The 24965-nt window shown below is 62.2% G+C and carries 25 protein-coding genes; 18 read left to right on the top strand and 7 right to left on the bottom strand.

Annotated elements, in window-relative coordinates:
* Nucleotides 1-8 precede the first annotated feature (8 nt).
* The 14 genes from cobO (at nt 9) to BFQ01_RS08530 (ending at nt 11683) form a co-directional block, all read left to right on the top strand.
* Nucleotides 9-620, top strand: coding sequence for a cob(I)yrinic acid a,c-diamide adenosyltransferase (gene cobO / locus BFQ01_RS08470; RefSeq protein WP_065924919.1), 612 nt, complete (start codon nt 9-11; stop codon nt 618-620).
* Nucleotides 617-1966 (top strand): cobyrinate a,c-diamide synthase, encoded by a 1350-nt coding sequence (locus BFQ01_RS08475; protein WP_065924920.1) that lies wholly within the window; start codon nt 617-619, stop codon nt 1964-1966. The genes cobO and BFQ01_RS08475 overlap by 4 nt, the downstream gene beginning before the upstream one ends.
* The gene (gene bluB, locus BFQ01_RS08480) at nt 1963-2613 is read left to right on the top strand and encodes a 5,6-dimethylbenzimidazole synthase (protein WP_065924921.1); all 651 of its coding nucleotides are present in this window, start codon (nt 1963-1965) and stop codon (nt 2611-2613) included. The genes BFQ01_RS08475 and bluB overlap by 4 nt, the downstream gene beginning before the upstream one ends.
* A complete protein-coding gene (gene cbiB / locus BFQ01_RS08485) occupies nt 2610-3518 on the top strand; it encodes an adenosylcobinamide-phosphate synthase CbiB (protein ID WP_065924922.1) in 909 nt (302 codons plus the stop codon). Before bluB ends, cbiB begins: the two co-directional genes overlap by 4 nt.
* Nucleotides 3511-4500 (top strand): threonine-phosphate decarboxylase CobD, encoded by a 990-nt coding sequence (gene cobD / locus BFQ01_RS08490; RefSeq protein WP_065924923.1) that lies wholly within the window; start codon nt 3511-3513, stop codon nt 4498-4500. Before cbiB ends, cobD begins: the two co-directional genes overlap by 8 nt.
* Nucleotides 4497-5948, top strand: coding sequence for a cobyric acid synthase (locus BFQ01_RS08495; protein ID WP_065924924.1), 1452 nt, complete (start codon nt 4497-4499; stop codon nt 5946-5948). Before cobD ends, BFQ01_RS08495 begins: the two co-directional genes overlap by 4 nt.
* 442 nt (nt 5949-6390) lie before the next feature.
* Nucleotides 6391-6912 (top strand): bifunctional adenosylcobinamide kinase/adenosylcobinamide-phosphate guanylyltransferase, encoded by a 522-nt coding sequence (gene cobU, locus BFQ01_RS08500; RefSeq protein ID WP_065924925.1) that lies wholly within the window; start codon nt 6391-6393, stop codon nt 6910-6912.
* Complete coding sequence (cobT, locus tag BFQ01_RS08505; RefSeq protein WP_065924926.1) at nt 6909-7964, top strand: nicotinate-nucleotide--dimethylbenzimidazole phosphoribosyltransferase; 1056 nt, start codon at nt 6909-6911, stop codon at nt 7962-7964. Before cobU ends, cobT begins: the two co-directional genes overlap by 4 nt.
* Entirely contained in the window at nt 7961-8536 is a 576-nt protein-coding gene (gene cobC, locus BFQ01_RS08510; RefSeq protein ID WP_065924927.1) for an alpha-ribazole phosphatase family protein, read from the top strand. Before cobT ends, cobC begins: the two co-directional genes overlap by 4 nt.
* 2 nt (nt 8537-8538) lie before the next feature.
* Entirely contained in the window at nt 8539-9267 is a 729-nt protein-coding gene (locus BFQ01_RS08515; protein WP_065924928.1) for an adenosylcobinamide-GDP ribazoletransferase, read from the top strand.
* Between the two features lie 42 nt (nt 9268-9309).
* The gene (locus tag BFQ01_RS08520; protein ID WP_027603812.1) at nt 9310-9714 is read left to right on the top strand and encodes a MarR family winged helix-turn-helix transcriptional regulator; all 405 of its coding nucleotides are present in this window, start codon (nt 9310-9312) and stop codon (nt 9712-9714) included.
* 63 nt (nt 9715-9777) lie between these two features.
* A complete protein-coding gene (locus BFQ01_RS08525; protein WP_162494272.1) occupies nt 9778-10977 on the top strand; it encodes an MFS transporter in 1200 nt (399 codons plus the stop codon).
* Entirely contained in the window at nt 10974-11096 is a 123-nt protein-coding gene (locus BFQ01_RS32830; protein ID WP_256097712.1) for a hypothetical protein, read from the top strand. The genes BFQ01_RS08525 and BFQ01_RS32830 overlap by 4 nt, the downstream gene beginning before the upstream one ends.
* A 35-nt stretch (nt 11097-11131) precedes the next feature.
* Nucleotides 11132-11683, top strand: coding sequence for a glutathione peroxidase (locus BFQ01_RS08530; protein WP_065924930.1), 552 nt, complete (start codon nt 11132-11134; stop codon nt 11681-11683).
* Between the two features lie 65 nt (nt 11684-11748).
* Here BFQ01_RS08530 and BFQ01_RS08535 read toward each other — a convergent pair whose 3' ends face one another.
* The 4 genes from BFQ01_RS08535 to BFQ01_RS08550 form a co-directional block, all read right to left on the bottom strand.
* The gene (locus BFQ01_RS08535) at nt 11749-13032 is read right to left on the bottom strand and encodes an OmpP1/FadL family transporter (protein ID WP_065924931.1); all 1284 of its coding nucleotides are present in this window, start codon (nt 13030-13032) and stop codon (nt 11749-11751) included.
* Between the two features lie 146 nt (nt 13033-13178).
* Nucleotides 13179-13661 carry a hypothetical protein gene (locus tag BFQ01_RS08540; RefSeq protein WP_065924932.1) on the bottom strand — a complete coding sequence of 161 codons (483 nt, stop codon included), beginning with the start codon at nt 13659-13661 and terminating at the stop codon, nt 13179-13181.
* A gap of 279 nt (nt 13662-13940) precedes the next feature.
* Nucleotides 13941-14162, bottom strand: coding sequence for a hypothetical protein (locus BFQ01_RS08545; protein WP_010563939.1), 222 nt, complete (start codon nt 14160-14162; stop codon nt 13941-13943).
* 444 nt (nt 14163-14606) lie between these two features.
* Complete coding sequence (locus BFQ01_RS08550; RefSeq protein ID WP_065924933.1) at nt 14607-14912, bottom strand: hypothetical protein; 306 nt, start codon at nt 14910-14912, stop codon at nt 14607-14609.
* Nucleotides 14913-15369: 457 nt separating this feature from the next.
* Between BFQ01_RS08550 and BFQ01_RS08555 the strand changes: the two genes are divergently transcribed.
* The gene (locus BFQ01_RS08555; RefSeq protein ID WP_065924934.1) at nt 15370-15693 is read left to right on the top strand and encodes a hypothetical protein; all 324 of its coding nucleotides are present in this window, start codon (nt 15370-15372) and stop codon (nt 15691-15693) included.
* A 175-nt stretch (nt 15694-15868) separates the two neighbouring features.
* A complete protein-coding gene (gene rmuC, locus BFQ01_RS08560) occupies nt 15869-17233 on the top strand; it encodes a DNA recombination protein RmuC (RefSeq protein WP_174562748.1) in 1365 nt (454 codons plus the stop codon).
* 62 nt (nt 17234-17295) lie between these two features.
* On the opposite strand, the gene BFQ01_RS08565 is transcribed toward rmuC, so the two are convergent.
* From BFQ01_RS08565 to BFQ01_RS08575, 3 genes are all read right to left on the bottom strand, one after another.
* Nucleotides 17296-20766 carry a hybrid sensor histidine kinase/response regulator gene (locus tag BFQ01_RS08565; protein ID WP_065924935.1) on the bottom strand — a complete coding sequence of 1157 codons (3471 nt, stop codon included), beginning with the start codon at nt 20764-20766 and terminating at the stop codon, nt 17296-17298.
* 119 nt (nt 20767-20885) lie between these two features.
* The gene (locus tag BFQ01_RS08570; protein WP_027603821.1) at nt 20886-21269 is read right to left on the bottom strand and encodes a YbaN family protein; all 384 of its coding nucleotides are present in this window, start codon (nt 21267-21269) and stop codon (nt 20886-20888) included.
* 20 nt (nt 21270-21289) lie between these two features.
* Nucleotides 21290-21877, bottom strand: a complete 588-nt coding sequence (locus tag BFQ01_RS08575) for a UPF0149 family protein (protein WP_027603822.1) — start codon at nt 21875-21877, stop codon at nt 21290-21292.
* Between the two features lie 279 nt (nt 21878-22156).
* Between BFQ01_RS08575 and recQ the strand changes: the two genes are divergently transcribed.
* A complete protein-coding gene (gene recQ, locus BFQ01_RS08580; protein WP_065924936.1) occupies nt 22157-24283 on the top strand; it encodes a DNA helicase RecQ in 2127 nt (708 codons plus the stop codon).
* A 121-nt stretch (nt 24284-24404) separates the two neighbouring features.
* Nucleotides 24405-24839, top strand: a complete 435-nt coding sequence (locus tag BFQ01_RS08585; RefSeq protein ID WP_065924937.1) for a MarR family transcriptional regulator — start codon at nt 24405-24407, stop codon at nt 24837-24839.
* The last annotated feature ends 126 nt before the right edge of the window (nt 24840-24965 follow it).

The raw sequence follows: 24965 nt of genomic DNA on the forward strand, positions 1-24965 counted from the left end.
GAGCTGCCATGACCGATACCCCCGACCGCGACGAACGCCACCTGGCGCGCATGCTGCGCAAAAAAGCCGTGATCGACGAGCGCATCGCCAATTCCCCCAATGAGTGCGGCTTGCTGCTGGTGCTGACCGGCAACGGCAAAGGCAAGAGCAGCTCGGCATTCGGCATGCTCGCGCGCGCCATGGGCCACGGCATGCAGTGCGGTGTGGTGCAGTTCATCAAGGGGCGCAACAGCACCGGTGAGGAGTTGTTCTTCCGTCGCTTCCCCGAGCAAGTGCGTTTCCACGTGATGGGCGAAGGCTTCACCTGGGAGACCCAGGACCGCCAGCGCGATATCGCTGCCGCCGAAGCCGCCTGGGCCGTGTCTCGCGAACTGCTGCAAGACCCGCGCATCGGCCTGGTGGTGCTGGATGAGCTGAACATCGCCCTCAAGCATGGTTACCTCGACTTGGACCAGGTCCTCAGCGACCTGCAAGCGCGTCCGCCGATGCAGCACGTGGTCGTCACCGGCCGTGGCGCCAAGCCTGAATTGATCGAAATGGGCGATACCGTCACCGAAATGGGCATGCTCAAGCACGCGTTCCAGGCCGGGATCAAGGCACAGAAGGGCGTCGAACTTTGAATCAGCCCCGTCACTGCCCGGCCGTCCTGATCGCTGCACCGGCGTCCGGCCAGGGCAAAACCACCGTCACCGCCGCGCTGGCCCGTTTGCACCGCAACCTGGGGCGCAGGGTACGCGTGTTCAAATGCGGCCCGGATTTCCTGGACCCGATGATCCACGAACGCGCCAGCGGTGCGCCGGTGTATCAATTGGACATGTGGATGGTGGGCGAGCAGGAAAGTCGCCGCCTGCTGTGGGAAGCGGCGGGTGAGGCCGACCTGATCCTGATCGAAGGCGTGATGGGCCTGTTCGATGGCACACCGTCCAGCGCCGACCTGGCGCGGCATTTCGGCGTGCCGGTGCTCGGTGTGATCGACGGCACCGCCATGGCCCAGACGTTTGGCGCCCTGGCCCTGGGCCTGGCGCGCTATCAGCCGGACCTGCCGTTTGCCGGGGTGCTGGCCAACCGCGTCGGCACCCTGCGCCATGCGCAGTTGCTGGAAGGCAGCCTCACCGAAGGCTTGCGCTGGTATGGCGCCCTGTCCCGCGAAACCGGGATCGAACTGCCCAGCCGCCATTTGGGCCTGGTGCAGGCCAGCGAGCTGAATGACCTCGACGTGCGCCTGGACGCCGCCGCCCAGGCCCTGGGCAGCAGCTGCGAAGTCGCATTGCCGCCACCGGTGACCTTCGCCGCGCCGGAAGTGATCATGGCCGAACCATTGCTGGCCGGTGTGCGCATTGCGGTGGCCCGTGACGAAGCCTTCGCCTTCACCTATGGCGCCAGCCTCGACCTGCTGCGGGCGATGGGGGCCGAGTTGCACTTCTTCTCGCCGATCCATGATCGCCAGCTGCCCGAGGCTGACAGCCTGTATTTGCCCGGCGGTTACCCGGAATTGCACCACCAGGCGCTGTCGCAAAACACGCCGATGCTTGACGCCATTCGTAACCATCATGCCGCCGGCAAACCCTTGCTCGCCGAGTGTGGCGGCATGCTCTACCTGCTGGACTCGCTCACCGATGTCGACGGCACCCGCGCCGAACTGGTCGGCCTGCTGCAAGGCGATGCGGTGATGCAAAAGAAACTCGCGGCCCTGGCCCTGCAAAGTGTCGAACTGCCGGAAGGCGTGCTGCGCGGGCACACGTACCACCATTCCCTGACCAGCACCGAGTGCCAGCCGATTGCCCGTGGCCTGAGCCCGAACGGTGGGCGCGGTGCCGAAGCGGTGTTCCGGCAGGGGCGGATGACGGCCTCTTACGTGCACTTCTATTTCCCGTCGAATCCGACGGCGGTAGCCGCGTTGTTTGTCCCGGACCGAGCTGAAACCCCATCCACTGTGGGAGGGGGCTTGCCCCCGATAGGGCCATGACCGACAACGCTTTCCCCCAGGCCGACCGCGACGCCGTCTACCGCGCCATCGCCGAACGCCGCGACATGCGCCACTTCAGCGGCGGCAGTGTCGCGCCCGAATTGCTGCATCGCCTGCTCCAGGCCGCGCACCAGGCGCCCAGTGTCGGCCTGATGCAGCCCTGGCGGTTTATCCGCATCAGCGACCGCGCGTTGCGCAGCCGGATTCAACAGGTGGTGGAAGAAGAACGCGTGCGCACCGCCGAGGCGTTGGGCGAGCGCTCCGATGCGTTCATGAAGCTCAAGGTCGAAGGCATTCACGACTGCGCCGAAGTGCTGGTGGCGGCGTTGATGGATGATCGCGAGCGCCACATCTTCGGGCGGCGCACCTTGCCGGAGATGGACCTGGCGTCGCTGTCCTGTGCGATCCAGAACCTGTGGCTGGCCGCGCGGGTCGAGGGGTTGGGCATGGGCTGGGTCTCGCTGTTCGAACCCCAGGCCCTGGCCGACCTGCTGCGCCTGCCGCCCGGTGCGAAACCCCTGGCGGTCTTGTGCCTGGGGCCGGTGACGGAGTTTTACCCGGCACCGATGTTGCAGCTCGAAGGCTGGACCGAGCCTCGGCCGTTGAGTGACATGGTGTATGAAAATGCGTGGGGAGTGAGTCAATGAGTGTGGCCTTGCTGTGTGTCGCAGCAGTGGCGCTGGATGCGCTGCTGGGCGAGCCCAGGCGCTGGCATCCGCTGGTGGCGTTCGGCAATTTTGCCGGGCGCATCGAGCAGCGTTTCAACAGCGGTGGCCGGGGCTGGCGCAGCCATGGCGTGACCGCGTGGGTTATCGCCGTGGTGCCATTGACCCTGCTGGCCACCGCGTTGTCGTGGGCGCCGTATATCGGCTGGGTCCTGGAGATCCTCGCGTTGTACTGCGCCCTCGGCATGCGCAGCCTCGGCGAGCATGTGATCCCGGTGGCCCAGGCCCTGCGCAGCGATGACCTCGACGCGGCCCGCACACGGGTGAGCTACCTGGTCAGCCGCCAGACCAGTGAACTGGATCGCACCGAAGTCGCCCGTGCCGCCACCGAATCGGTGCTGGAAAACGGCAGCGATGCGGTGTTTGCCGCGTTGTTCTGGTTTGTCGTCGCCGGCGTACCGGGCGTGGTGCTCTACCGCCTGAGCAATACGCTCGACGCGATGTGGGGCTATCGCAACGAACGCTTCGAGCGTTTCGGTTGGGCCGCGGCCAAGATCGACGATGTACTCAACTATGTGCCTGCACGCCTGGTGGCCTTGACCTACGCCGTGCTGGGCAAAACCCGCCTGGCCCTCAAATGCTGGCGCACCCAGGGGCCGACCTGGGACAGCCCCAATGCCGGGCCGGTGATGGCATCCGGCGCTGGCGCGTTGGGCGTTGAGCTGGGTGGCGCCGCGATTTACCACGGCGAGGTGCACCAGCGTCCGCCACTGGGCGAAGGCCCGGCGGCGGATGCCGACTCTATCGACCGCGGCTGGCAACTGGTGCAGCGCGGCGTATGGTTGTGGTTGCTGATTCTCTGCGTGGGGGGGCAATTTTATGCTTGAGCACGGTGGCCGGCTGCGCAAGGCAGCGATTCAGTACGGGATTGCCGAGGCCGATTGGCTGGACCTGTCTAGCGGCCTCGCACCCTGGCCATGGCCGATCCCGGAGATTCCGCTGCGGGCCTGGGCGCGCTTGCCGGAGTCCGACGACGGCCTGGAACAGGCGGCCAGCGAGTATTACGGCGCCGCGCATCTGCTGCCGGTGCCCGGCTCCCAGGCGGCGATTCAGTTGCTGCCGCGCCTGCGCCGTGCCGGCAAGGTCGGCGTGCTGTCGCCGTGCTACGCCGAACATGCCGAGGCCTGGCGGCGTGCCGGCTACGTGGTGCGTGAAGTGCAGGAGCAGGAAGTCGACTTCTTCCTCGACGTCCTCGACGTGCTGGTGGTGGTCAATCCCAATAACCCCACCGGACTGAGCCTGGCCCCGCAACGCCTGCTGGACTGGCACACAAGGCTGGCCCAGCGCGGCGGCTGGCTGGTGGTGGACGAAGCGTTCATGGATGTCACCCCGCAGTTGAGCCTGGCGAGCCAGGCCCATCAGGTCGGCCTGATTGTGCTGCGTTCGTTCGGCAAGTTTTTCGGCCTGGCCGGGGTGCGCCTGGGCTTTGTGCTGGCCGAGCGCAGGCTGCTCAAGTTGCTGGCCGAACAGGTTGGGCCCTGGGCTGTCAGCGGGCCGACGCGGGTACTGGGCCAAGTGTGCCTGCGCGATACTGCCGGTCATGCACGGCAGCGGGCACGCTGCATCGAGGCCGGCCAGCGTTTGTTTGAACTGCTCGAGCGTCGTGGCTTTCAACCCCAGGGCGGCTGCGCGTTGTTCCAATGGTTGATCACCCCGCACGCCGAGCGCATGCACGAATTCATGGCCCAGCGCGGCATCTTGCTGCGCCTGTTTGTGCACAACAGCAGCGTGCGGTTTGGCCTGCCCGACACCGAGGCCGATTGGTCGCGTCTCGACGAAGCGCTGGCTGCCTACAAGGACGCCTCATGAGTACGCTGATGGTGCAAGGCACCACCTCCGATGCCGGCAAAAGTACCCTGGTGACCGCGTTGTGCCGTTGGCTGGTACGCCAGGGCATTGCCGTGGTGCCGTTCAAACCGCAGAACATGGCGCTCAACAGTGCGGTGACGGCCGAGGGCGGCGAGATCGGTCGTGCCCAGGCGGTGCAGGCCCAGGCGGCCAACCTGGCGCCCCATACCGACATGAACCCGGTGCTGCTCAAGCCCAACAGCGACACCGGCTCCCAGGTGATCATCCATGGCCGCGCCGTGACCAGCATGAACGCGGTGGCCTATCACGACTACAAAGCCATCGCGATGCAGGCGGTGCTGGCTTCCCACGCGCGGTTGAGCGAAGCCTACCCGGTGGTGATGGTGGAAGGCGCAGGCTCCCCGGCGGAGATCAACCTGCGCGCCAACGACATTGCCAATATGGGCTTCGCCGAGGCCGTCGACTGCCCGGTGCTGCTGATTGCCGACATCAATCGCGGCGGGGTGTTCGCCCATCTGGTCGGCACCCTGGAATTGCTCTCTCCCAGCGAACAGGCGCGGGTCAAGGGCTTCATCATCAACCGCTTTCGCGGCGACATCGCACTGCTGCAACCCGGCCTGGATTGGTTGCAGGCACGCACCGGCAAACCGGTGGTGGGCGTATTGCCCTACGTGATGGACCTGCACCTGGAAGCCGAGGACGGTATCGACCAACGCCAGATCGACAAGGCGGCGCAGGTGCTCAAGGTGGTGGTGCCGGTGTTGCCGCGCATCAGCAACCATACGGATTTCGATCCGCTGCGCCTGCATCCCCAGGTGGACTTGCAGTTCATCGGGCCGGGCCAGCCGATTCCGGCCGCCGACCTGGTCATCCTGCCGGGCTCGAAAAGCGTGCGCAGCGACCTCGCGTACCTGCGTGCCCATGGCTGGGACACCGCCGTGGCGCGGCACTTGCGCTACGGCGGCAAGGTGCTGGGGATTTGCGGCGGCTTGCAGATGCTCGGTGAGCAGGTGCACGACCCGTTGGGCCTGGAAGGGCCGGCCGGCTCCAGCGACGGCCTGGGGCTGCTGGCGTTCAGCACCACCCTGGAAGAAGAGAAGCAACTGCGTAATGTTCGCGGGCGTTTGTTGCTGGAGGACGCCGAGGTCAGTGGCTATGAGATCCATGCCGGCGTGACGTGCGGCGCGGCCCTGGCGAACGCCGCCGTGCTGTTGGAGGACGGTCGCCGTGATGGCGCGCAAAGTGCTGACGGGCAGATTCTCGGCACGTATCTGCACGGCTTGTTCGAGACCCCGGCGGCTTGCAGTGCGTTGCTGCGTTGGGCTGGGTTGCAGGATGTGCAGGAGGTGGATTATCACGCCCTTCGCGAGCGTGATATCGAACGGTTGGCGGATCTGGTGGAGAACCATCTGGACACCGATTTATTGCGCAAGCTGTGTGGGGTTTAAGGGTGTACACACGGTTCAAATGTGGGAGGGGCGGTGCGACAATTCGACTTGCCCCCGATAGCGGTGTATCAGGTGCTGAATTGTTCAGGTATACCGAGTACATATCCATTCCTGCGGTAACGGCCACTTATGGTTCCGCTCTTACAGCGGCTCACTTTTGGAAAGGCCGGAAGCCGGCCCAGCCAAAAGTAAGCAAAAGGCCTTCGCCCCACCACTCGGCACCTCGCTTGGGCTCGGTGTGCCCGAACGCAGGCTTGAATCCGTGGGCCGCCGCAATGGGCCATCCCTGGCCCAGTGCGGCTAACCCGGCGTCCTGCCGGGTTACCCACGGATTCAAACCTGCGTTCGGCCAGCGTGGTTTACGGGGCGACTTCAGATCAAAAGCAGGATCAAAAACGACTCGCTTCGCATCGTGGAGTGGTGGGTGGGGAGGGGGGGGCTCATGCTTCAACTGATTTTAGGCGGCGCCCGCTCCGGCAAAAGCCGCCTTGCTGAAAAGCTTGCTGCAGAGTGTGGTTTTTCCGTCATTTATATCGCCACCAGCCAGCCGCTTGACGGCGAGATGAATGCCCGCGTTGCCTTGCATCGCGAGCGTCGCCCTGATCACTGGGGTTTGATCGAAGAACCTGTCGAGCTGGCGCGTGTGCTACGCGAAAACGCTGCGCCCGGTCGTTGCCTGTTGGTGGATTGCCTGACCCTGTGGCTGACCAATCTGCTGATGCTCGAAGACGCGCAGCGCCTGGCGTTCGAGCGCGATCAATTGCTGGAAAGCCTGGCCGTGCTGCCGGGTGAAATTATTTTTGTCAGCAACGAGACCGGTCTGGGTGTCGTGCCGCTGGGCGAATTGACTCGCCGCTATGTGGATGAAGCCGGTTGGCTGCATCAAGCCTTGGCCGAGCGCTGTCAGCGTGTTGTCCTGACGGTTGCCGGCCTGCCCCTGACGTTGAAAGGTACTGCGTTATGACTGACACCTGGTGGCTCAACCCTTGTAAGGCCATTGACGCCTCGGCGTACGAACAAGCCCTGGCGCGCCAGCAGCAATTGACCAAGCCGGCCGGTTCCCTGGGCCAGCTGGAAGCGCTGGCGGTGCAATTGGCCGGCTTGCAGGGCCAGGTTAAACCGTCGGTGGACCGGCTGTGGATTGCCATCTTTGCCGGTGACCATGGTGTGGTTGCCGAGGGTGTATCGGCATTTCCCCAGGAAGTGACCGGGCAGATGCTGCATAACTTTGTCACCGGTGGCGCGGCCATCAGTGTATTGGCGCGGCAACTGGATGCGCAGTTGGAAGTGGTCGACCTCGGTACGGTGACCCCTTCGCTGAGCCTGCATGGCGTGCGTCACCTGAATATCGGTGCGGGCACCGCCAATTTCGTCAAGGGCCCGGCAATGACCGGTGCCCAGGGCCGATTGGCATTGCAGGCGGGTCGCGACAGTGTGCTGCGCGCCCGTGAAAGCGGTGCGCAGTTGTTTATCGGCGGCGAGATGGGCATTGGCAACACCACCGCCGCCAGTGCGCTGGCCTGCGCCTTGCTCGATTGCCAGGTGACCGAGCTGACAGGCCCGGGCACCGGGTTGAATGCCCAAGGCGTCAGTCACAAGGTGGCGGTGATCGAACGCGCGCTGGCCGTGCATGCGGCGCAGCGTGGGGATGCGCTGCACACCCTGTGCAATCTCGGTGGCTTTGAAATCGCTGCCCTGGTGGGCGCTTATCTGGCCTGCGCCCAGGAAGGCATCGTGGTGCTGGTGGATGGGTTTATCTGCACCGTCGCGGCACTGGTCGCCACGCGCTTGAACCCGGCGTGCCGCGAATGGCTGCTGTTCGGCCACCGCGGCGCCGAGCCTGGCCATCGCCATGTCTTGCAGAGCCTCGATGCACAACCGTTGCTGGAACTCGGCCTGCGCCTGGGCGAGGGCAGTGGCGCGGCGTTGGCGGTGCCATTGCTGCGCCTGGCCTGTGCGCTGCACGGGCAGATGGCGACGTTTGCCGAAGCGGCCGTGGCAGACCGTCCGGCATGACTTTGCACCTGGACCTGTTGCGCCATGGCGAAACCGAACTGGGGGGTGGCCTGCGCGGCAGCCTGGACGATGCATTGACCGCCAAGGGCTGGGAACAGATGCGCGCCGCTGTGGTGGCACAGGGGCCCTGGGATCGGCTGATCAGCTCGCCGCTGCAACGCTGCGCGCGGTTCGCGGATGAACTGGGCGCGCGGCTGAATGTGCCGGTGAGTCTGGAAAAGGACCTGCAGGAACTGCACTTCGGTGCCTGGGAAGGGCAAAGTGCGGCAGCGCTGATGGAGACCGACGCCGAAGGCCTGGGCCGGTTCTGGGCCGATCCCTATAGCTTCACGCCGCCCCAGGGCGAACCGGTCAGCGCGTTTTCCCTGCGGGTTTTGGGCGCCGTCCTGCGCCTGCATAAGGCGTATGCCGGTGAGCGTGTGCTGTTGATCAGCCACGGCGGGGTGATGCGTTTGCTGTTGGCCCACGCTCGGGGGCTGCCCCGTGAGCAGTTGCTGAATGTCGAAGTCGCTCATGGTGGGTTGTTCAACCTGCAGGTCGGCGCCGATGGCGTGTTGAAGGAAGGAATCTGAGCATGCTGCCGTTCTGGATCGCCGTGCAGTTCCTGAGCAGTTTGCCGATTCGCCTGCCGGGTATGCCGCAACCGCAGGAACTGGGGCGCTCGTTGCTGTTTTATCCTGTGGTCGGGTTGCTGTTCGGCGTGCTGCTGTGGGGGCTCAATACGCTGTTGATCGGATCACCGCTGTTGTTGCACGCCGCGCTGCTGCTGACGGCCTGGGTGTTGCTCAGTGGCGGCTTGCACCTCGACGGCCTGGCGGACAGCGCCGATGCCTGGCTGGGTGGCTTCGGCGACCGCGAGCGCACCCTCAGCATCATGAAAGACCCGCGCAGCGGGCCGATTGCGGTGGTCACCCTGGGCCTGGTGTTGCTGCTCAAGTTCACCGCGCTGGTGGCTTTGATCGAACAGCGCAACGGTGTGGCGTTGATTCTCGCGCCGTTGATCGGCCGCGCGTCGATGCTGGGGTTGTTTCTCACCACGCGCTATGTGCGAGCGGGTGGGTTGGGCCAGGCGTTGTCGGATCATCTACCGCGCGTCGTCGGGCAACAGGTGCTGATCCTCAGTGGCCTGGCCTGCATCCTGATCGGTGGTTTCAGCGGTGGGGTTGCCGTGCTGCTCGCGGCCGTGTGTTTTATCGGCCTGCGCCAACTGATGGTCAATCGCCTCGGCGGCACCACCGGCGATACCGCTGGCGCGCTGCTGGAGCTGCTGGAAGTGGCTGTTCTGGTCGGTTTGGCGTTGTAACACTTTCTTGCATTTCCTTAATCGCGGGTATATACACGTTCCATGCTTGCCTCCCAATGTTTATGCACCAACCTGCGACGTGCCGCCCGTGGCGTCAGCAGGCACTACGACGGCGCCCTCGACGGCTTCGGGATCAACGTCGCCCAGTATTCCTTGCTGTGCAACCTGCAGCGCCTCGATCAACCGAGCATTTCCAGCCTGGCCGACGCCATGGGCCTGGATCGCAGCACCTTGGGGCGCAACCTGCGGGTGTTGGAAGGTGAGGGCCTGGTGCGGATGGTGGAGGGCGATGACCTGCGCAACCGCCTGGTGCTGTTGACCGCCGCCGGTGAAGAGCGCCTGGCGGCAGCGTTACCCGCCTGGGAGGCAGCGCAACAGAAATTGATCGATCAACTCGGCGCGGAAAAACGCGAAACCCTGTTGGCCTTGCTGGATGAACTCGCCTGAACGCGGGTTTGTTCGAATACAAGCGGGTATATACCCGCGAACGGAGAATAAGAAATGACGTCGATGTGGCGCACCAGTGGTTGGATCCTTGTAGGGAGTGCGCTGATCCTGGCGTTGTCCTTGGGCGTGCGGCACGGGTTCGGCCTGTTCCTGGCGCCGATGAGCAGCGAATTCGGCTGGGGCCGTGAGACCTTTGCCTTTGCCATCGCCTTGCAGAACCTGATCTGGGGCCTGGCGCAGCCCTTTACCGGTGCCCTGGCCGACCGGTTCGGCGCCACCAGGGCGGTGTTTGTCGGCGGGGTGTTGTACGCCGCAGGCCTGGTGTTGATGGGCCTGTCGGATTCGGCGTGGTCATTGTCCTTGAGTGCCGGCCTGCTGATCGGGATTGGCCTGTCGGGTACATCGTTTTCGGTGATTCTGGGCGTGGTCGGCCGCGCCGTGGCGCCGGAAAAGCGCAGCATGGCCATGGGCATTGCCAGTGCCGCCGGTTCGTTTGGCCAGTTCGCCATGGTGCCGGGCACCTTGGGCTTGATCAGTTGGCTGGGCTGGTCGGCCGCGTTGCTGGCGCTGGGCCTGATGGTGGCGCTGATCCTGCCGCTGGTGAGCATGCTCAAGGATCGCCCGCTGCCGGTCATGGCCGGCCAGCAGACCCTGGGTGAAGCCTTGAAGGAAGCCTGCTCCCACTCCGGGTTCTGGCTGCTGGCCTTCGGCTTTTTCGTCTGCGGTTTCCAGGTGGTGTTTATTGGTGTGCACCTGCCGGCCTACCTGGTGGACCAGCACTTGCCGGCCACGGTCGGCACCACGGTGTTGGCGTTGATTGGGTTGTTCAATATCTTCGGCACCTATACCGCCGGCTGGCTTGGCGGGCGCATGTCCAAGCCGCGCCTGTTGACCGGGTTGTACCTGCTGCGCGCGGTGGTGATCATCCTGTTCCTGTGGGCACCGGTGACCGAAGTCACGGCCTACCTGTTCGGCATGGCCATGGGCTTTTTGTGGCTGTCCACGGTACCGCTGACCAACGGCACGGTCGCCACATTGTTCGGGGTGCGAAACCTGTCCATGCTCGGTGGGATCGTGTTCCTTTTCCACCAGCTCGGCTCGTTCCTTGGCGGTTGGTTGGGCGGGGTGGTCTATGATCGAACCGGTAACTACGATTTGATCTGGCAAGTGGCAATCCTGTTGAGCGTGCTCGCCGCAGCCCTTAACTGGCCGGTGCGTGAGCGGCCGGTGGCGCGATTGCAGGCGCAGATGGAGACGGCATGAGTTCGACCTGGTATTGGTTTGGCGGGGCAATCGCGGCCGCACTGTTGCTGGCCCTGGCCTGGTGGGGCTGGCAGCGCGGTGGCCTGGCGTTGATGCAACTGGGTATGTCGATCTGTTAAGTTCGGTGCCTGAACTCTTTAAAGGACGTTTCGACATGCAGATGCGCTGGCTGGCTGTACCCGTGCTGATGGCTGCTTTTGGCGGCGTGGCGTTGGCTGCCGATTGCCCGCCGTTGCTGGAGGGTCAATTGCCCAAGTTGCGCGCCAAGGAATCCATCGACCTGTGCCAACGTTTTGCCGGCAAGCCCCTGGTGATCGTCAACACGGCGAGCTTTTGCGGGTTCGCGCCGCAATTCAAAGGCCTCGAAGCGCTGTATCAGCGCTACAAGGATGAAGGGTTGGAGGTGATCGGCGTGCCATCCGATGACTTCAAGCAGGAAGCCAAGACCGGCGAAGAAACCGCCAAGGTCTGCTACGTGAACTACGGCGTGACCTTCACCATGACCGAGCCGCAGAAGGTCAAGGGGCCGGACGCGGTGCACCTGTTCAAGGTATTGGCGCAGCAGAGCAATGCGCCGAAGTGGAACTTCTACAAGTACGTGGTGGACCGCCAGGGCAAGGTGATTGCCGATTTCTCCAGCCTGACCAAGCCGGACAGCCCCGACCTGATCAAGACGGTGGAGCAGGCGATAGCGTCCAAACCCTGATTATCGGGCACTAAAAAGCCCCGCCTCCCTTGCAGGAGAGCGGGGCTTTTTTACACCCGTGCGGATCAGAAGGTGTAGGTCATGCCCAGGCCGAAACCGTTGGCACTGTTTTCGTACTTGGCGCGGTAACTGGCTGTCGACGGGGCGTTAGCCGTCTGGTTGATCTTGACGTCTTCTTCTTTCAGGTACGAATACGCCAGGTCGACGGTCATGTTATCCATGACTTTGTAGCCCAGGCCCACGCTGAAGATCGTACGGTCGCCCGTCGGGATGCGCGGCGAACGATCGGTGTTGTTGGCCGGGGATTGGTCGAAGGTCAGGCCGGTACGCAGCACGACTTGCTTGGTCAACTGATACGAGGTACCCACGGCGTAGGCCCAGGTGTCGTGCCAATTTTGTTCTTCAGTGATAGAGCCCAGTTGGCTTGGCGCCAGTAAGCCGCCTGCAGCTGTTACGCCTTCGTTGTTGACGGTGATCTCTTTCAGGCGACTCCAACGCGTCCAGGTTGCACCGCCGTAGAGTTTCCAGGCGTCGGTCAGGTCTTGGGTGACCGACAGGTCGTAGGACTCTGGGGTGTCGATTTTCAACGAAGCGTCGTAACGGTTGTTACGCAGGAACGGTTGAGTGGCCGCTGGGCCGCTGACCGTGGTGTGGCCTTCCAGCTTGTACTTGACCTTCGAGTGGTAGGTCAGGCCCACGCGAGTGGTGTCGGTGGCCTGGACCAATACGCCGACGTTGAAACCCAGGGCGGTATCGTCACCCTTGATTTTGACGTTGGTGTCGGAGGCAAGCGGGCTGAGGGTCTTGTCCGACTCAAGCACACCGGAAATCCGGTTGATGGTCGGGCCAAAGCCGATGGATACACGATCATTGAACGCATAGCTGACAGTTGGCTGGAAGGTCATGACCTTCACTTCGCTCTTGCTGCCGAAGCCGCGACCCTGGAAGCCGTTTTCATAGTCGGTCACCAGGCCGAACGGTGCGTATACACCGAAGCCGATAGCCCACTGATCGTTGAGTTTGTTGGTGTAGAAACCGAATGGCACCGCGGTGAACGGAACCATGTCGCCTTTGTTGGAACCGCGAGAGTTGCCACCGGTATTGCTGATATCGGTCGACGCATCAATGGCAGCGACACCACCGGTGATTTGTTGGCCATTCAGACGGGACATACCGGCCGGGTTACCGTAGACAGTGCTTGCATCATCGGCAGAAGAAGAGCGACCTGCGAAACCCGTACCCATCCCGCTGACGCTCTGTTCGTTCAGTGCGAAACCGCTTGCGAACAGTTGGGAGGATGCCATGGCAACGGCGAGGCTAAGTGTGGTCTTGAGCATTACTTTTTTCATTATTAGAACTCCGTGGTGATCACCGCAGCGGAAAGTATCAATAAAATTAACATCGCGCTATAGGCTGTAATGCAGGAGATAGAGCGGTTTTGTAGGACAATCCGACCAAAATTCGGCTTTTTTGCCGAATCTTGCAAATTGCCCGGTCAGCAGGCCACGTGATTCAAGGGCGAAACAAAGGTTTGCCAGGCCTGGGTGAAATCCCGCAGCCTTCCTTGAGGATGAAATATTTCTTTCCAGATACGCGCCATGGCTAAAACATCACCGGGTGGTGGCAGGGCGGGGCTGTGTTGTTCGACCAGGAGCCAGGCGATGGCCGTGGCATAACGCAGGTTTACGGTGAGTTCCAGTTGGGGCGCACTGAGAAAGGCGTGTTGGCTGGCGAGCCCGCGTACCAGGCTGGCACGCTCGGGATCGAGCGCCAGGTAGTTATCCCACAAGGCGCGATGGCGAGGTTCGGTGATGCTGTACAGGCCGTGGCCGCGTCGATCATGCAGGGCAGAACCCAATTCCGACTGGCTGGCGGCGATACCCAGCAGCAGTGACTCAGCCGTTGGGCTCTGCTGGCCGAGGTACGTCAAGGTCGGCCGGATCACATAGCGACACAATTCACTGGCTGCGATACCCATACATGCCTCAATCCGTGAAAAGGGTCGACGAGCCCTGAGAAAGGGGGCTTGGCAGCAGTGGATCGGCTCTCAGGCTCGTCGGAAGCGGATCATGCCGCTTGAGTTGAAGTGTAGTGTCATATTCATGAGGTAAAGGACTGTTTTTAAAACATCTTCTTCAACCAGTTATAACGTTTATATCGATTTGAACTTAGTGCAAATACTCCAGGCAAGAATGACGGGCAATAAAAAACCCTGTGTTTTAAACAGGGTTTTTTGTGTTTCAGCGACTCGGGTCGATCAGGCAACCAGTGCCTGACGGGTACGCTCGATCACGGCCTGCAGCGGTTCAGCGCTGGAGTATTGATCGGGGTACAGGCGTTCGCTGTGACGGGCGATGCCGTGTTCGTTGACCAGGGTGAAGCTGAAGCAGCCTTTGCGAGCGGCCATGATCAGGCAGTTCATTGGGGCAAAAGCGTTGGTGAGGGTGCGAATGGCATCCTGAGTGTGGATAGCGGACATATTATTGGTGTTCCTACAAATGACACGGATAAGAACCGTGCAACGTTAAAACGTTCCAGTAACGTTGATCACCATTGATCAAACGAAGAACCCGACTGGAACAAAGCAGCCAGTTTGAAGCGCTGATTAAGTTAGGCGCGCTTGGGCTGGCAGGTAGGTACTTAGGAGGGCAGGCAACACAACAAGGGCAAAGGTTCTGGGCCCGGGGTGAAGATCCTGATCAATTTGCAGGTTGGTTCGGTCAGAGTATTAAAACTTCGCGGCACCCTTTGCTTGTTCAAAGGCAGTGTCGTCGCAAGTGATACCTGGAAACCATCGAGGTGGTCGATCCCGTGTTGTTCAGGGGAGTTGTTCGACCAGAATTGACTTTCAGCTTGGTACTAACGCTGCGGATAGTAACGGATTGAAACAGGCAATGGAAGCGTGCTAGTCAAAAAACTTCAATCAGCCGCCCAGCAGGCCGCGATACACCAGCACCGTGACGGCGGCGGCCAGGGAACAACCCAACCCATAAGCGGCCAGGGTCAGGCGCAAGGATTGGCCGGTCTCGACCATCTTCATCACATCGCCCATGTCATCGATACGCCCTTCACCCAGCTCGATGCACAGGCTCACGGCGGTGAACGCGGCCGATAGCAGGATGGCGATGGCAAACAACGCCCCATCCGGGGATGGCAGTACGACATTTATCCCTAATGAAATGGCACAGATGGCCAGTAACAACACGGCGAATAACAGCATTCCTTTCATCGGCCCACTCAGCGTTGTGTTGTCCGTCGGGCAGTGTGGCGAGCTGGCAAAGATTTGAAAAGTCCCTGTTTTGCCTCGGCGGTAACATTTTTGAAGGCTATCGCTTCAAAAAAAGCCGGGGATATAACCATCGGATCGGTACTTGTGCACATTAGTTGCGGCGTGTGTAACCTGGCTGTCAATCGCTGGACAGGGCCGCCATTTGCCTGCAATGGAAATTTAAGTCAATGAAAAATCTGGCTTTTTTTTATTGGTGAAAAAATCGTCAGTTTGACTGTGGGCCCCGTTCCATGGGCCTTTGCGCGAGTTAAAGGCTGGTTGTCCACTGAGTTATCCACAGCTTCTGTGGATTGTCCCAAGCGCTTGCTCTAGAACGGGCGTGCCGGGTTTTTTCAGCTTTACCTGTGCGAAAAAAAGAGTAGAGTGGCGCGCCTTCCGTTCTGTCCCACAGTGCTTTATGAAGTTTCGCTTAGTATCACCTTCTGTTACCGATACCTCCCAGACTGTTACCGCACCCAAGCGTTTTTCCTTGAAAGTCGCCCTGTGGTTGCTCGACAGCCCACGCCTGGGCCATAGCACCAACATCAAACACTTCGCCGGGCGCTTGCTCAAGCAGCCGGCCCGTGAGGGCGTAGTGGCTGCGCAAAGCCGTCTGGGCCAATTGATGTGCCGCGAGTGCGGCAACGCCCGCGACCGCCGCATCGGCCACGATCTGCTGCGCCTGGCCGCCCGTGCCGGTGACCGCCGTGCCCAACGGGAACTGGGTCAGGTCGAAGACTGAGCTGTCCTCACGCTCTACGCTTGGTTAACCTTGCTCCTTTTCGGTGATGGCAGAAATGGCTATGGTTTTTGACTGGACCAGTGTTGCCCTGGGCCTGGCTGGCGCCGCAGTGCCTTTATTGGCGGTGTGCTGGCAGATTCAGCGGCGGTTGACCGCGCGGACCACTGGCTGGGAACTGCTCGAAGAGCGCCTGGCCACTGCGCAACTGGCCCAGGAGGGCCTCGCCGCTCAACTGGATGCCAGTCGCGATGAAATCAGCGATCTGAGCCAGGCCAACGCCGCCAAGCAAGCTGACCTGGCTGCAGTGCGCCGCGAGGTCGAGCTGTTGCAGATCGATCGCGACAACGCCCGCGACGCCGCCCACGCCTGGAACCTTGACCGCAGCGCCAAGGAAACCGAATTACGCCGCCTCGACGCACTGTCGGCCGCCTTGCGCGCCGAACTGCGCGAGCAGCAGGAAAGCCATCAGCAGCGCCTCGCCGACCTGCAAGGCTCGCGGGACGAGTTGCGTGCGCAGTTCGCTGAGCTGGCCGGCAAGATCTTCGATGAGCGCGAGCAGCGCTTTGCCGAGACCAGCCAGGAGCGCCTGGGCCAGTTGCTCGACCCCTTGAAGGAACGCATCCAGTCCTTCGAAAAACGCGTGGAAGAGAGCTATCAGAACGAGGCTCGCGAGCGCTTTTCCCTGGCCAAGGAGCTTGAACGCCTGCAGCAGCTGAACCTGCGTCTGTCAGACGAAGCCACCAACCTGACCCGCGCCCTCAAGGGCCAGAAAACCCAGGGCAATTGGGGTGAGTTGATCCTCGAGCGCGTGCTGGAACACGCCGGCCTGGAGAAGGGCCGCGAGTACCAGACCCAGGTCAGCTTAAAGGGCCCGGACGGTGAGCGCTTCCAACCGGATGTGCTGATCATGCTGCCCGGTGACAAGCAGGTGGTGGTGGACTCCAAGGTCAGCCTGACCGCGTACCAGCAGTATGTCGCAGCGGATGATGAGGTGATCGGCCAGGCAGCCTTGAAGCAGCACGTACTGTCGCTGCGCAATCACGTCAAAGGCTTGGCCGGTAAGGATTACAAACGCCTGGAAGGCCTGCACAGCCTGGATTTCGTGTTGTTGTTCGTGCCGATCGAAGCCGCTTTTTCCGCGGCCTTGCAGGCCGAACCGAATCTGTTCCAAGAAGCTTTCGACCGGCATATCGTGATCGTCAGCCCAACGACGCTGCTCGCCACCCTGCGGGTGATCGACAGTCTCTGGAAGCAAGAGCGTCAAAGCCAGAACGCCCGCGAAATCGCCGAACGCGCCGGGTGGCTGTACGACAAGTTCGTGCTGTTTATCCAGGATCTGGATGAGGTGGGCAATCGTCTGCAGCAGTTGGATAAGGCTTACAGCGCGGCGCGGAACAAGCTGACAGATGGGCGCGGAAACCTGGTCAGTCGCACCGAGCAATTAAGGTTGCTCGGTGCGCGTGCCAGCAAAAGCCTGCCGGCGGATTTGCTGGAGCGGGCGATGACCGACGCCGACGGCGTCGCGCACCTTCCCGAATAAACACAATCCGAAAGGTGGAAGCGGGCAAGCCCCCTCCCACATATTGACTGAGTACATCCGGTTTATAGCGGTAAGTGTCGACTCAGCAACGCCCGCAGCGCGGCCGGCTTCACCGGTTTGGCGAGGTAATCCAACCCTGCCGCATGCACCTCTGCCACCATCTCCGGGCGGCCGTCGGCACTGATGACCACGCCGGGAATCGGCTCCGCCATTTGCGCCCGCAGCCAGCCCATGAGCTCGGTGCCAGTCTCACCGTGGTCGAGGTGGTAATCCACCAGTGCCAGTTGCGGGCGTACGCCTTGCTCCAGCAGCGCCGCACATTGGGCCTGGTCGGTGGCGGTCCACACTTCACAGCCCCAGCGTGTCAGCAGGCTGCGCATACCGATCAGGATGCTCTCTTCGTTGTCCACGCAGAGTACTTGCGCGCCGCTTAACGGCAGGCCGTTCTCCTGGGTAGGCTTGACCTGCGGACTGGCCTGGTTGCGTGCCAGCGGCACACGCACGCTGAACACGCTGCCCTTGCCGGGCCATGAGCGCACGCTCAGGCGATGGCCCAGCACCCGGCACAGGCCGTCGGCAATCGCCAGACCCAGGCCCAGGCCTTTCTCGGCGCGGGTCTGGTGGCTGTCCAGGCGTTTGAACTCTTCGAAGATCACCTTCTGTTTATCCAACGGGATGCCAGGGCCTCGGTCCCAGACTTCCAGGCACAGCTCGCCCTTGCGCCGACGTACGCCCAGCAGCACCGGGCCGTCGGCATACCGGAAAGCGTTAGTCAGAAAATTCTGCAAGATCCGTCGCAGCAACTTGATGTCACTGTCGACGCGCAAGCGGCTGCCGCGCAGGCGAAAACGCAGGCCTTGTTCCTGGGCCAGGGCCTTGAATTCCGCGCCGAGGGTGTCGAACAGTTCGTTGAGCACAAAGGGCTGGCGCTGCGGGTTGATCTTGCCGTTTTCCAGGCGCGAGATATCCAGCAGGTCGCTGATCAGGTCTTCGGCCGAACGCAGCGAGCTGTCCAGGTGCTGTACCAGTTGCCGGGCTTCGCTGGACAGGCCGTCGTTCTGGTGGGAAAGGGCAGCGGAGAACAGGCGGGCGGCGTTCAGCGGTTGCATCAGGTCATGGCTGACGGCCGCGAGGAAGCGCGTCTTTGACTGGCTGGCGGACTCGGCAACGCCCTTGGCATCGGTGAGCGCCACATTGAGCTGCGACAGTTCGTGGGTGCGCTCGGTCACCCGTTGCTCGAGGCCTTCGTTGGCCTCGGTGAGTGCCTGCTCGGCCTCGCGGAACGCGGTAATGTCGGTGAAGCTCATGACGAAGCCGCCGCCGGGCATCGGGTTGCCGATCAGCTCGATCACCCGCCCATTCGGGAACAGCCGCTCTGAGGTATGCGCGCGGCCCTGGCGCATCCAATGCAGGCGGCGCGCCACGTGGACCTCGGCTTCCCCCGGCCCGCACAGGCCGCGCTCGGCGTTATAGCGGATGATGTCGGCAATCGGTCGGCCTACGCTGATCAGCCCGTCCGGGTAATTGAACAACTCCAGGTAACGCCGGTTCCAGGCCACCAGCTTGAGGGACTGGTCCACCACACTGATGCCCTGGGTGATGTTCTCGATAGCGCCCTGCAGCAATGCGCGATTGAATTGCAGCACTTCCGAGGCTTCGTCGGCGATACGTACGACGTCCTCGAGCTGCATTTCCCGCCCCTCGATCGCCGCTTTCACCACGGCCCGAGTCGAGGATGCGCCGAGCACACCGGCCAGCAATCGCTCGGTGTGGGCGATCCAGTCGTTGTCGGCATTCTGGTTGGGGTTAAAGCCTTTGCCCTGGCGATAGGCGAAGCGGATAAAACTCTGCTGGGCCCGTTCTTCGCCGACAAACCGCGCGGCCAGGCTGAGCAGGTCGCTGATCTGTACCGACAGCATCGAGCGGGCATTGGCGCGCTGGCTGATTTCCTGGCCGATAAAGCGCCCGGCTTGCCAGTGTTCCGAGACACGTGTGCGCGACAGCATCGACACCCACACGAACAGCGTGAAGTTACCTGCCAGGGAGAACACGGTGCCCAGGGTCAGTGAGGTGACGGACAAACCGAGCGGGTGCGAATGCATCCACGTCAGCCCCGGGAAAATGGCGAGGGACCAACCCAGGCTTTTCGCGGTAACCGGCAGGACCAAGGTGTAGAACCACAGGAACGTACCCGCCGCCAGCCCCGCAAATACACCGCGTCGGTTGGCTTGCTTCCAATACAGTGCGCCAAGCATGGCCGGGGCCAGTTGAGTCACCGCGGCAAACGCGATCTGGCCGATGGTCGCCAGGCTCGCGGTGGAGCCCAGCAGGCGGTAGCTGACATACGCCAGCAGCAGGATGATCACGATGCTGACCCGGCGCACCGACAGCATCCAGTGGCGGAACACTTCGAACGGCCGCTCGGCGCTGGAACGGCGCAGCAGCCAGGGCAGCAGCATGTCGTTGGAGACCATGGTCGACAAGGCGATGCTCGCCACGATCACCATGCCGGTGGCCGCCGACGCACCGCCGATAAACGCCAGCACGGCGAGGGCCGGGTGGGCTTCGGCCATGGGCAGGCTGATCACGTAGGAGTCCGGCAGCACCGAGCCGGGCAGCATCATCTTGCCGCCCAAGGCGATCGGCACGACAAACAGCGCGGCGAGGATCAGGTAGGCCGGGAACACCCACTTGGCCAGGCGCAGATCCTGGGGGTCGATGTTCTCCACGACCGTCACATGGAACTGCCGGGGCAAGCAGATGATCGCCATCATGGCGACGCCGGTCTGAACCACCATCGACGGCCAGTTGATGGTTTCCTTCCAGTATTCCTCCAGGCGTGGCGCGAGCATCGCCTGGCTGAACAGGTCGCCGAAACCGTCGTACAGGCCGTAGGTCACAAACGCCCCGACCGCGAGAAAGGCGAACAGCTTCACCAACGATTCAAACGCAATCGCCAGCACCATGCCGCGGTGGTGTTCGGTGGCGTCGAGGTTGCGGGTACCGAACACAATGGTGAACAGCGCCAGCACCAGGGACACGATCAGCGCCGTGTCCTGGGCTCGGGTGCCGGTGGTATCGGCACCTGCGCCAATCAGCAGGTTGACCCCCAGCACAATGCCTTTGAGTTGCAGGGCGATATAAGGCAGCACGCCCACCAGGCAGATCAGCGCGACCACCACCGCCAGGGACTGGGATTTGCCGTAGCGTGCGGCGATGAAGTCGGCGATGGAGGTGATGTTTTCCTGCTTGCTGATCAGGATCATCTTCTGCAGGACCCAGGGTGCCAACACCAGCAACAGCACCGGTCCCAGGTAGATCGGTAAGAACGCCCACAGCTGTTCGGCGGCCTGGCCTACGGCGCCGAAGAAGGTCCAGCTGGTGCAGTAGACGGCCAGCGACAGGCTATAGACCCAGGCACGCATGCGCGGCGGCAGCGGCGCACGGCGGCGGTCACCGTAGAAGGCGATGGCAAACATAATGGCCATATAGGCCAGGGCAACGGCGGCGATCAGCCCGCTGGACAGCGTCATGGTAACTCCGAGCATGAGAACACCCAGGCATTTCAGGCCCGGTTGGACAGTCTCGCATGATGCCTGGGGTTAGTCAGTGTCGACCAAGGTCGTGTGGGATCTAATGTCGCAGGGGGCGCTCAGCGCGGTGGCAAGGTTTTCTGGCGCAGGATGTAGATTGTCACCAGCACCGCGCTGGTCAACATGAAGCCACGTGCCCATGGCAACGGCACCAGGTAGCAGGAAAAACCGATACTCAGCCACATCAGGCCGATGGCGTAGACCTTGCCCTTGAGCGGGATGCCGTTGCCGTCCAGGTAGTCACGAATCCAGGGGCCCAGGCGCGGGTGTTCCACCAGCCACTGGTAGAAACGTGGGGAGCTTCGAGCGAAGCAGGCGGCGGCGAGCAGGAGGAAGGGGGTGGTCGGCAATACCGGCAGGAAAATACCGATCACTCCCAACGCTACGCTCAGCCAGCCGATGGCCAGCAGCACGTAGCGCAGGAGCAGCGAGCGATTGCCCATGGGTGTCACGGGCAAGCGACTCAGTGGTGGCGTGGCTTGAGGATCGCCGGTTTTTCGTCAGGGGCGTTGCACAGCAGGTACAGGGCGGTCAGCGCTTCGGGGATCTGTACGATCATGTCGTCCATCAGGTTGGCGTCGGCGGCGATGTCGGAAAATTCAGCTTCTTCCTCAAACAGCCCCGAGCCGACCATGATCGGCAAAAGCATTTCGCTGACTTCTTCCTCGGCGGTTTCGAACCAGGCGGCTTCACGCAGGAACACACCTTCCATGAAGCCGATGCACCAGCCGCGCAGGTCGGAGTCGTCCGGCTCCTCGCCCAGGTCCAGCTCGCACGGCAACTCGAACTCTTCATCGGAGGCCAGTTGGCGAGAGATGTGGGCCTTGAGGGCCAGCAGGGTGGATTCGATTTCTTCGCGCTGGGCGGCGTCGGCGTAGTGCGGCTCTTCGGCGAACAGTGCGTCGATCCATTCACGGTCGGGAACGACCTCGGAGCAGATCGACAGGGCGGTCAGGTAGCCGTGGGCGGCCACGTAGTCCAGCGCCTCGTCATGCAGCTCATCGGCGTCGAGGAAGGCTTGCAGGCGGGTTAGTTGCTCAGCGAAGGACATTGAAGGACTACCTTGGGAATAAACGATGCTGAATTCTAGGCTTTCTTGCGCGCCCAAGCCAGTCGGCGTGCATATTTGCCAGGTTTTAGAGACGGGCTGCAATTCGTCAGCGGCGCCCTTTGCCGGATGACGCTCGGGTATACTGCCGCGTTTTGTGATGCCCCTGCAGGCCAAGCGCCAGGTCGAGAAAACTTCGCTTACGGATTATTTTCCGTGAGCCCGTATTTTTTCGACCAGCCTGTACAGAGGGATTTCGGCACTATTTTGTTGGAGTTATACATGCTCGATCAGGCTCAACGCGTCCTCAAGGACATCTTCGGCTACGACAGCTTTCGTGGTCGCCAGGGTGCGATCATTGAGCGCGTGGCCAAGGGCGGTGATGCCCTGGTCCTGATGCCTACCGGTGGTGGCAAGTCGTTGTGCTTCCAGGTGCCGGCGTTGTTGCGCAACGGGCTGGCAGTGGTGGTGTCCCCCCTGATCGCGTTGATGGACGACCAGGTTGCGACCCTGGAAGAACTTGGCGTCGCTGCCGCCGCCTTGAACTCCACCCTCAGTGCCGAGCAGCAACGCGACCTGGCCGCGCGGATCAAGCGCGGTGAAGTGAAGATGCTTTATCTGGCACCTGAGCGCCTGGTGCAGCCGCGCATGCTGGCGTTTTTGCAGAGCCTGGAAATTGCCCTGTTCGCCATCGACGAAGCCCACTGCGTATCGCAATGGGGGCATGATTTCCGCCGCGAATATTTGCAGCTCGGTCAACTGGCGGAGCTGTTCCCGGACGTCCCGCGCATCGCCCTGACCGCCACGGCCGACAAGCGCACCCGTGAAGAAATCGTCGAGCGCCTGCACCTGCAGAACGCCGAGCGGTTCCTGTCGAGTTTCGACCGGCCAAATATTTTCTACCGCATCGTACCCAAGGAGCAGCCGCGCAAGCAGTTGCTGGCATTCCTTTCCGAGCGACGCAGCGATGCGGGCATTGTCTATTGCCTGTCGCGCAAGAAGGTCGATGAAGTGGCCGCGTTCCTCTGCGAGCAGGGCTACCCGGCGCTGCCGTACCACGCCGGACTGCCCAACGAAACGCGCGCTGCCCACCAGAAGCGTTTTCTCAACGAGGAAGGCCTGATCATGGTGGCCACCATCGCGTTCGGCATGGGCATCGACAAATCCAACGTGCGCTTCGTGGCCCATATGGACCTGCCCAAGTCCCTCGAGGCCTATTACCAGGAGACCGGTCGTGCCGGCCGTGATGGCCTGCCGGCGGATGCCTGGATGGTCTACGGCCTGCAGGACGTGGTGATGCTCAAGCAGATGCTGCAGAACTCCGAAGGCGATGAGCGCCACAAGCGCCTGGAGCAGCACAAGCTCGACGCGATGCTCTCGTTGTGTGAAGAGACCCGCTGCCGCCGCCAGACCTTGCTGGCCTACTTCGACGAGGACATGCCGCAACCGTGCGGCCACTGCGATAACTGCATCGATGGGGTGCAGACCTGGGACGCCACCGAGCCCGCCCGCCAGGCGTTGTCGGCGATCTATCGCACCGGCCAGCGTTATGGCGTCGGTCATCTGGTGGATGTATTGCTGGGCAAGGACAACGAAAAAGTACGCAGCTTCGGCCACGAGAAACTCTCGGTCTACGGCGTCGGCAAGGCCCGTGCCGAGGGCGAATGGCGTTCGTTGTTCCGACAGATGGTCGCGCGCGGTCTGGTGGACATCGATATCGAAGGGTATGGCGGCCTGCGCCTGAACGACAGCTGCCGGCCGTTGCTCAAGGGCGAGGTGAGCCTGGAGCTGCGCCGCGACCTCAAGCCGCAAACCACCGCCAAGACCAGCACCAGCCAGGCCAGCCAGCTTGTACGGGGCGAGGAGCGCGAACAGTGGGAAGCCCTGCGTACCCTGCGACGCAAACTGGCCCAGGAACACAGCGTGCCGCCGTACGTTATTTTTCCCGACTCCACGTTGCTGGAGATGCTGCGCGAGCAGCCCACCACCATGGCCGAAATGGCACGGGTCAGCGGCGTCGGTGCGCGTAAGCTGGAGCGCTACGGCCAGGCATTCCTCGAAGTGCTTGGTGGCCAGGCCGAAGCGCCGAAGGAAATCGCCGATATTCGCCATGAACTGATCAGCCTGGCCCGCGCCGGCATGACCCCGATCCAGATCGCCGGCCAGCTGCAATGCTCGGAGAAAAACGTCTACACCTTGCTGGCCGAATCCATCGGCAAGCAGCAGTTGTCCCTGGAGCAGGCCCTTGATTTGCCGGAGGATTTGCTCGGCGAGATCCAGGACGCATTCCTTGACGGAGAAGGCGAATTGCCACCGGTTGCGGAGATAGCACCGCTGTTTGTCGGGCGTGTGCCTGAAGGGGTTTTGTACTGCGTACGGGCCGCTTTGCAGTCTGAATTCGAAATTTAGTGTGCCAATTACGACAATGTAACGAATCAGTACATAGCAACTCTTGCCTAGTGACATGGCTCATGCTTAGCTGACTAATAATTAGCCATACTTTATTTTCAGTCTAAACCATGAGTTTTTTATGCCGTTAACCGATCAACACCGTTTTGGCATGCAACTGGCGCAAATGTCCCGAGGTTGGCGCGCCGAGCTCGACCGCCGTTTGGCCGGGCTGGGCCTGTCCCAGGCGCGCTGGCTGGTGCTGCTGCACCTGGCCCGTTTTGAAGAAGCGCCCACCCAGCGTGAGTTGGCGCAAAGCGTCGGTGTAGAAGGGCCGACCCTGGCCCGGTTGCTCGACAGCCTCGAAGGCCAGGGCCTGGTGCAACGCCAGGCCGTGGTGGAAGACCGTCGCGCCAAGCGCATCTTGCTATGTGACACCGCCAAGCCGTTGATCGAGCAGATCGAGACTATTGCCACGGCTTTGCGCCAGGAACTGTTTATGGGCGTTGACGAAGAAGATATGCGTGTCTGCATGCGGGTGCATGGGCACATTCTGGCGAACCTGGAAAAGTCCTGATCCCAGGTGAAGTGACGATCAAAATGTGGGGGACTTGCTGTGGTGAGCGGGCTTGCCCCGCGCTGGGCTGCGAAGCGGCCCCAATGAGCCCGCCGCGATTCTTCAGAAAAACCGCAGGGCCTGGTT

This window comes from Pseudomonas sp. 8 R 14 (genome assembly GCF_900005955.1).
In the GTDB taxonomy this organism is placed as follows: Bacteria; Pseudomonadota; Gammaproteobacteria; order Pseudomonadales; family Pseudomonadaceae; genus Aquipseudomonas; species Aquipseudomonas marginalis.

Bases quoted from the DNA above. Each gene is read 5' to 3' on its own strand.
- BFQ01_RS08535 (WP_065924931.1), bottom strand. From the start codon at position 13,032: ATGAAAAAAGTAATGCTCAAGACCACACTTAGCCTCGCCGTTGCCATG.
- BFQ01_RS08540 (WP_065924932.1), bottom strand. From the start codon at position 13,661: ATGGGTATCGCAGCCAGTGAATTGTGTCGCTATGTGATCCGGCCGACC.
- BFQ01_RS08555 (WP_065924934.1), top strand. From the start codon at position 15,370: ATGAAGTTTCGCTTAGTATCACCTTCTGTTACCGATACCTCCCAGACT.
- cobD (WP_065924923.1), top strand. From the start codon at position 3,511: ATGCTTGAGCACGGTGGCCGGCTGCGCAAGGCAGCGATTCAGTACGGG.
- cobU (WP_065924925.1), top strand. From the start codon at position 6,391: ATGCTTCAACTGATTTTAGGCGGCGCCCGCTCCGGCAAAAGCCGCCTT.
- BFQ01_RS08575 (WP_027603822.1), bottom strand. From the start codon at position 21,877: ATGTCCTTCGCTGAGCAACTAACCCGCCTGCAAGCCTTCCTCGACGCC.
- BFQ01_RS08495 (WP_065924924.1), top strand. From the start codon at position 4,497: ATGAGTACGCTGATGGTGCAAGGCACCACCTCCGATGCCGGCAAAAGT.
- BFQ01_RS08545 (WP_010563939.1), bottom strand. From the start codon at position 14,162: ATGTCCGCTATCCACACTCAGGATGCCATTCGCACCCTCACCAACGCT.
- BFQ01_RS08520 (WP_027603812.1), top strand. From the start codon at position 9,310: ATGCTTGCCTCCCAATGTTTATGCACCAACCTGCGACGTGCCGCCCGT.
- BFQ01_RS32830 (WP_256097712.1), top strand. From the start codon at position 10,974: ATGAGTTCGACCTGGTATTGGTTTGGCGGGGCAATCGCGGCCGCACTG.
- cobT (WP_065924926.1), top strand. From the start codon at position 6,909: ATGACTGACACCTGGTGGCTCAACCCTTGTAAGGCCATTGACGCCTCG.
- BFQ01_RS08585 (WP_065924937.1), top strand. From the start codon at position 24,405: ATGCCGTTAACCGATCAACACCGTTTTGGCATGCAACTGGCGCAAATG.
- BFQ01_RS08515 (WP_065924928.1), top strand. From the start codon at position 8,539: ATGCTGCCGTTCTGGATCGCCGTGCAGTTCCTGAGCAGTTTGCCGATT.
- BFQ01_RS08525 (WP_162494272.1), top strand. From the start codon at position 9,778: ATGTGGCGCACCAGTGGTTGGATCCTTGTAGGGAGTGCGCTGATCCTG.
- BFQ01_RS08570 (WP_027603821.1), bottom strand. From the start codon at position 21,269: ATGGGCAATCGCTCGCTGCTCCTGCGCTACGTGCTGCTGGCCATCGGC.
- recQ (WP_065924936.1), top strand. From the start codon at position 22,157: ATGCTCGATCAGGCTCAACGCGTCCTCAAGGACATCTTCGGCTACGAC.
- cobO (WP_065924919.1), top strand. From the start codon at position 9: ATGACCGATACCCCCGACCGCGACGAACGCCACCTGGCGCGCATGCTG.
- BFQ01_RS08530 (WP_065924930.1), top strand. From the start codon at position 11,132: ATGCAGATGCGCTGGCTGGCTGTACCCGTGCTGATGGCTGCTTTTGGC.
- bluB (WP_065924921.1), top strand. From the start codon at position 1,963: ATGACCGACAACGCTTTCCCCCAGGCCGACCGCGACGCCGTCTACCGC.
- BFQ01_RS08550 (WP_065924933.1), bottom strand. From the start codon at position 14,912: ATGAAAGGAATGCTGTTATTCGCCGTGTTGTTACTGGCCATCTGTGCC.
- BFQ01_RS08565 (WP_065924935.1), bottom strand. From the start codon at position 20,766: ATGACGCTGTCCAGCGGGCTGATCGCCGCCGTTGCCCTGGCCTATATG.
- cobC (WP_065924927.1), top strand. From the start codon at position 7,961: ATGACTTTGCACCTGGACCTGTTGCGCCATGGCGAAACCGAACTGGGG.
- cbiB (WP_065924922.1), top strand. From the start codon at position 2,610: ATGAGTGTGGCCTTGCTGTGTGTCGCAGCAGTGGCGCTGGATGCGCTG.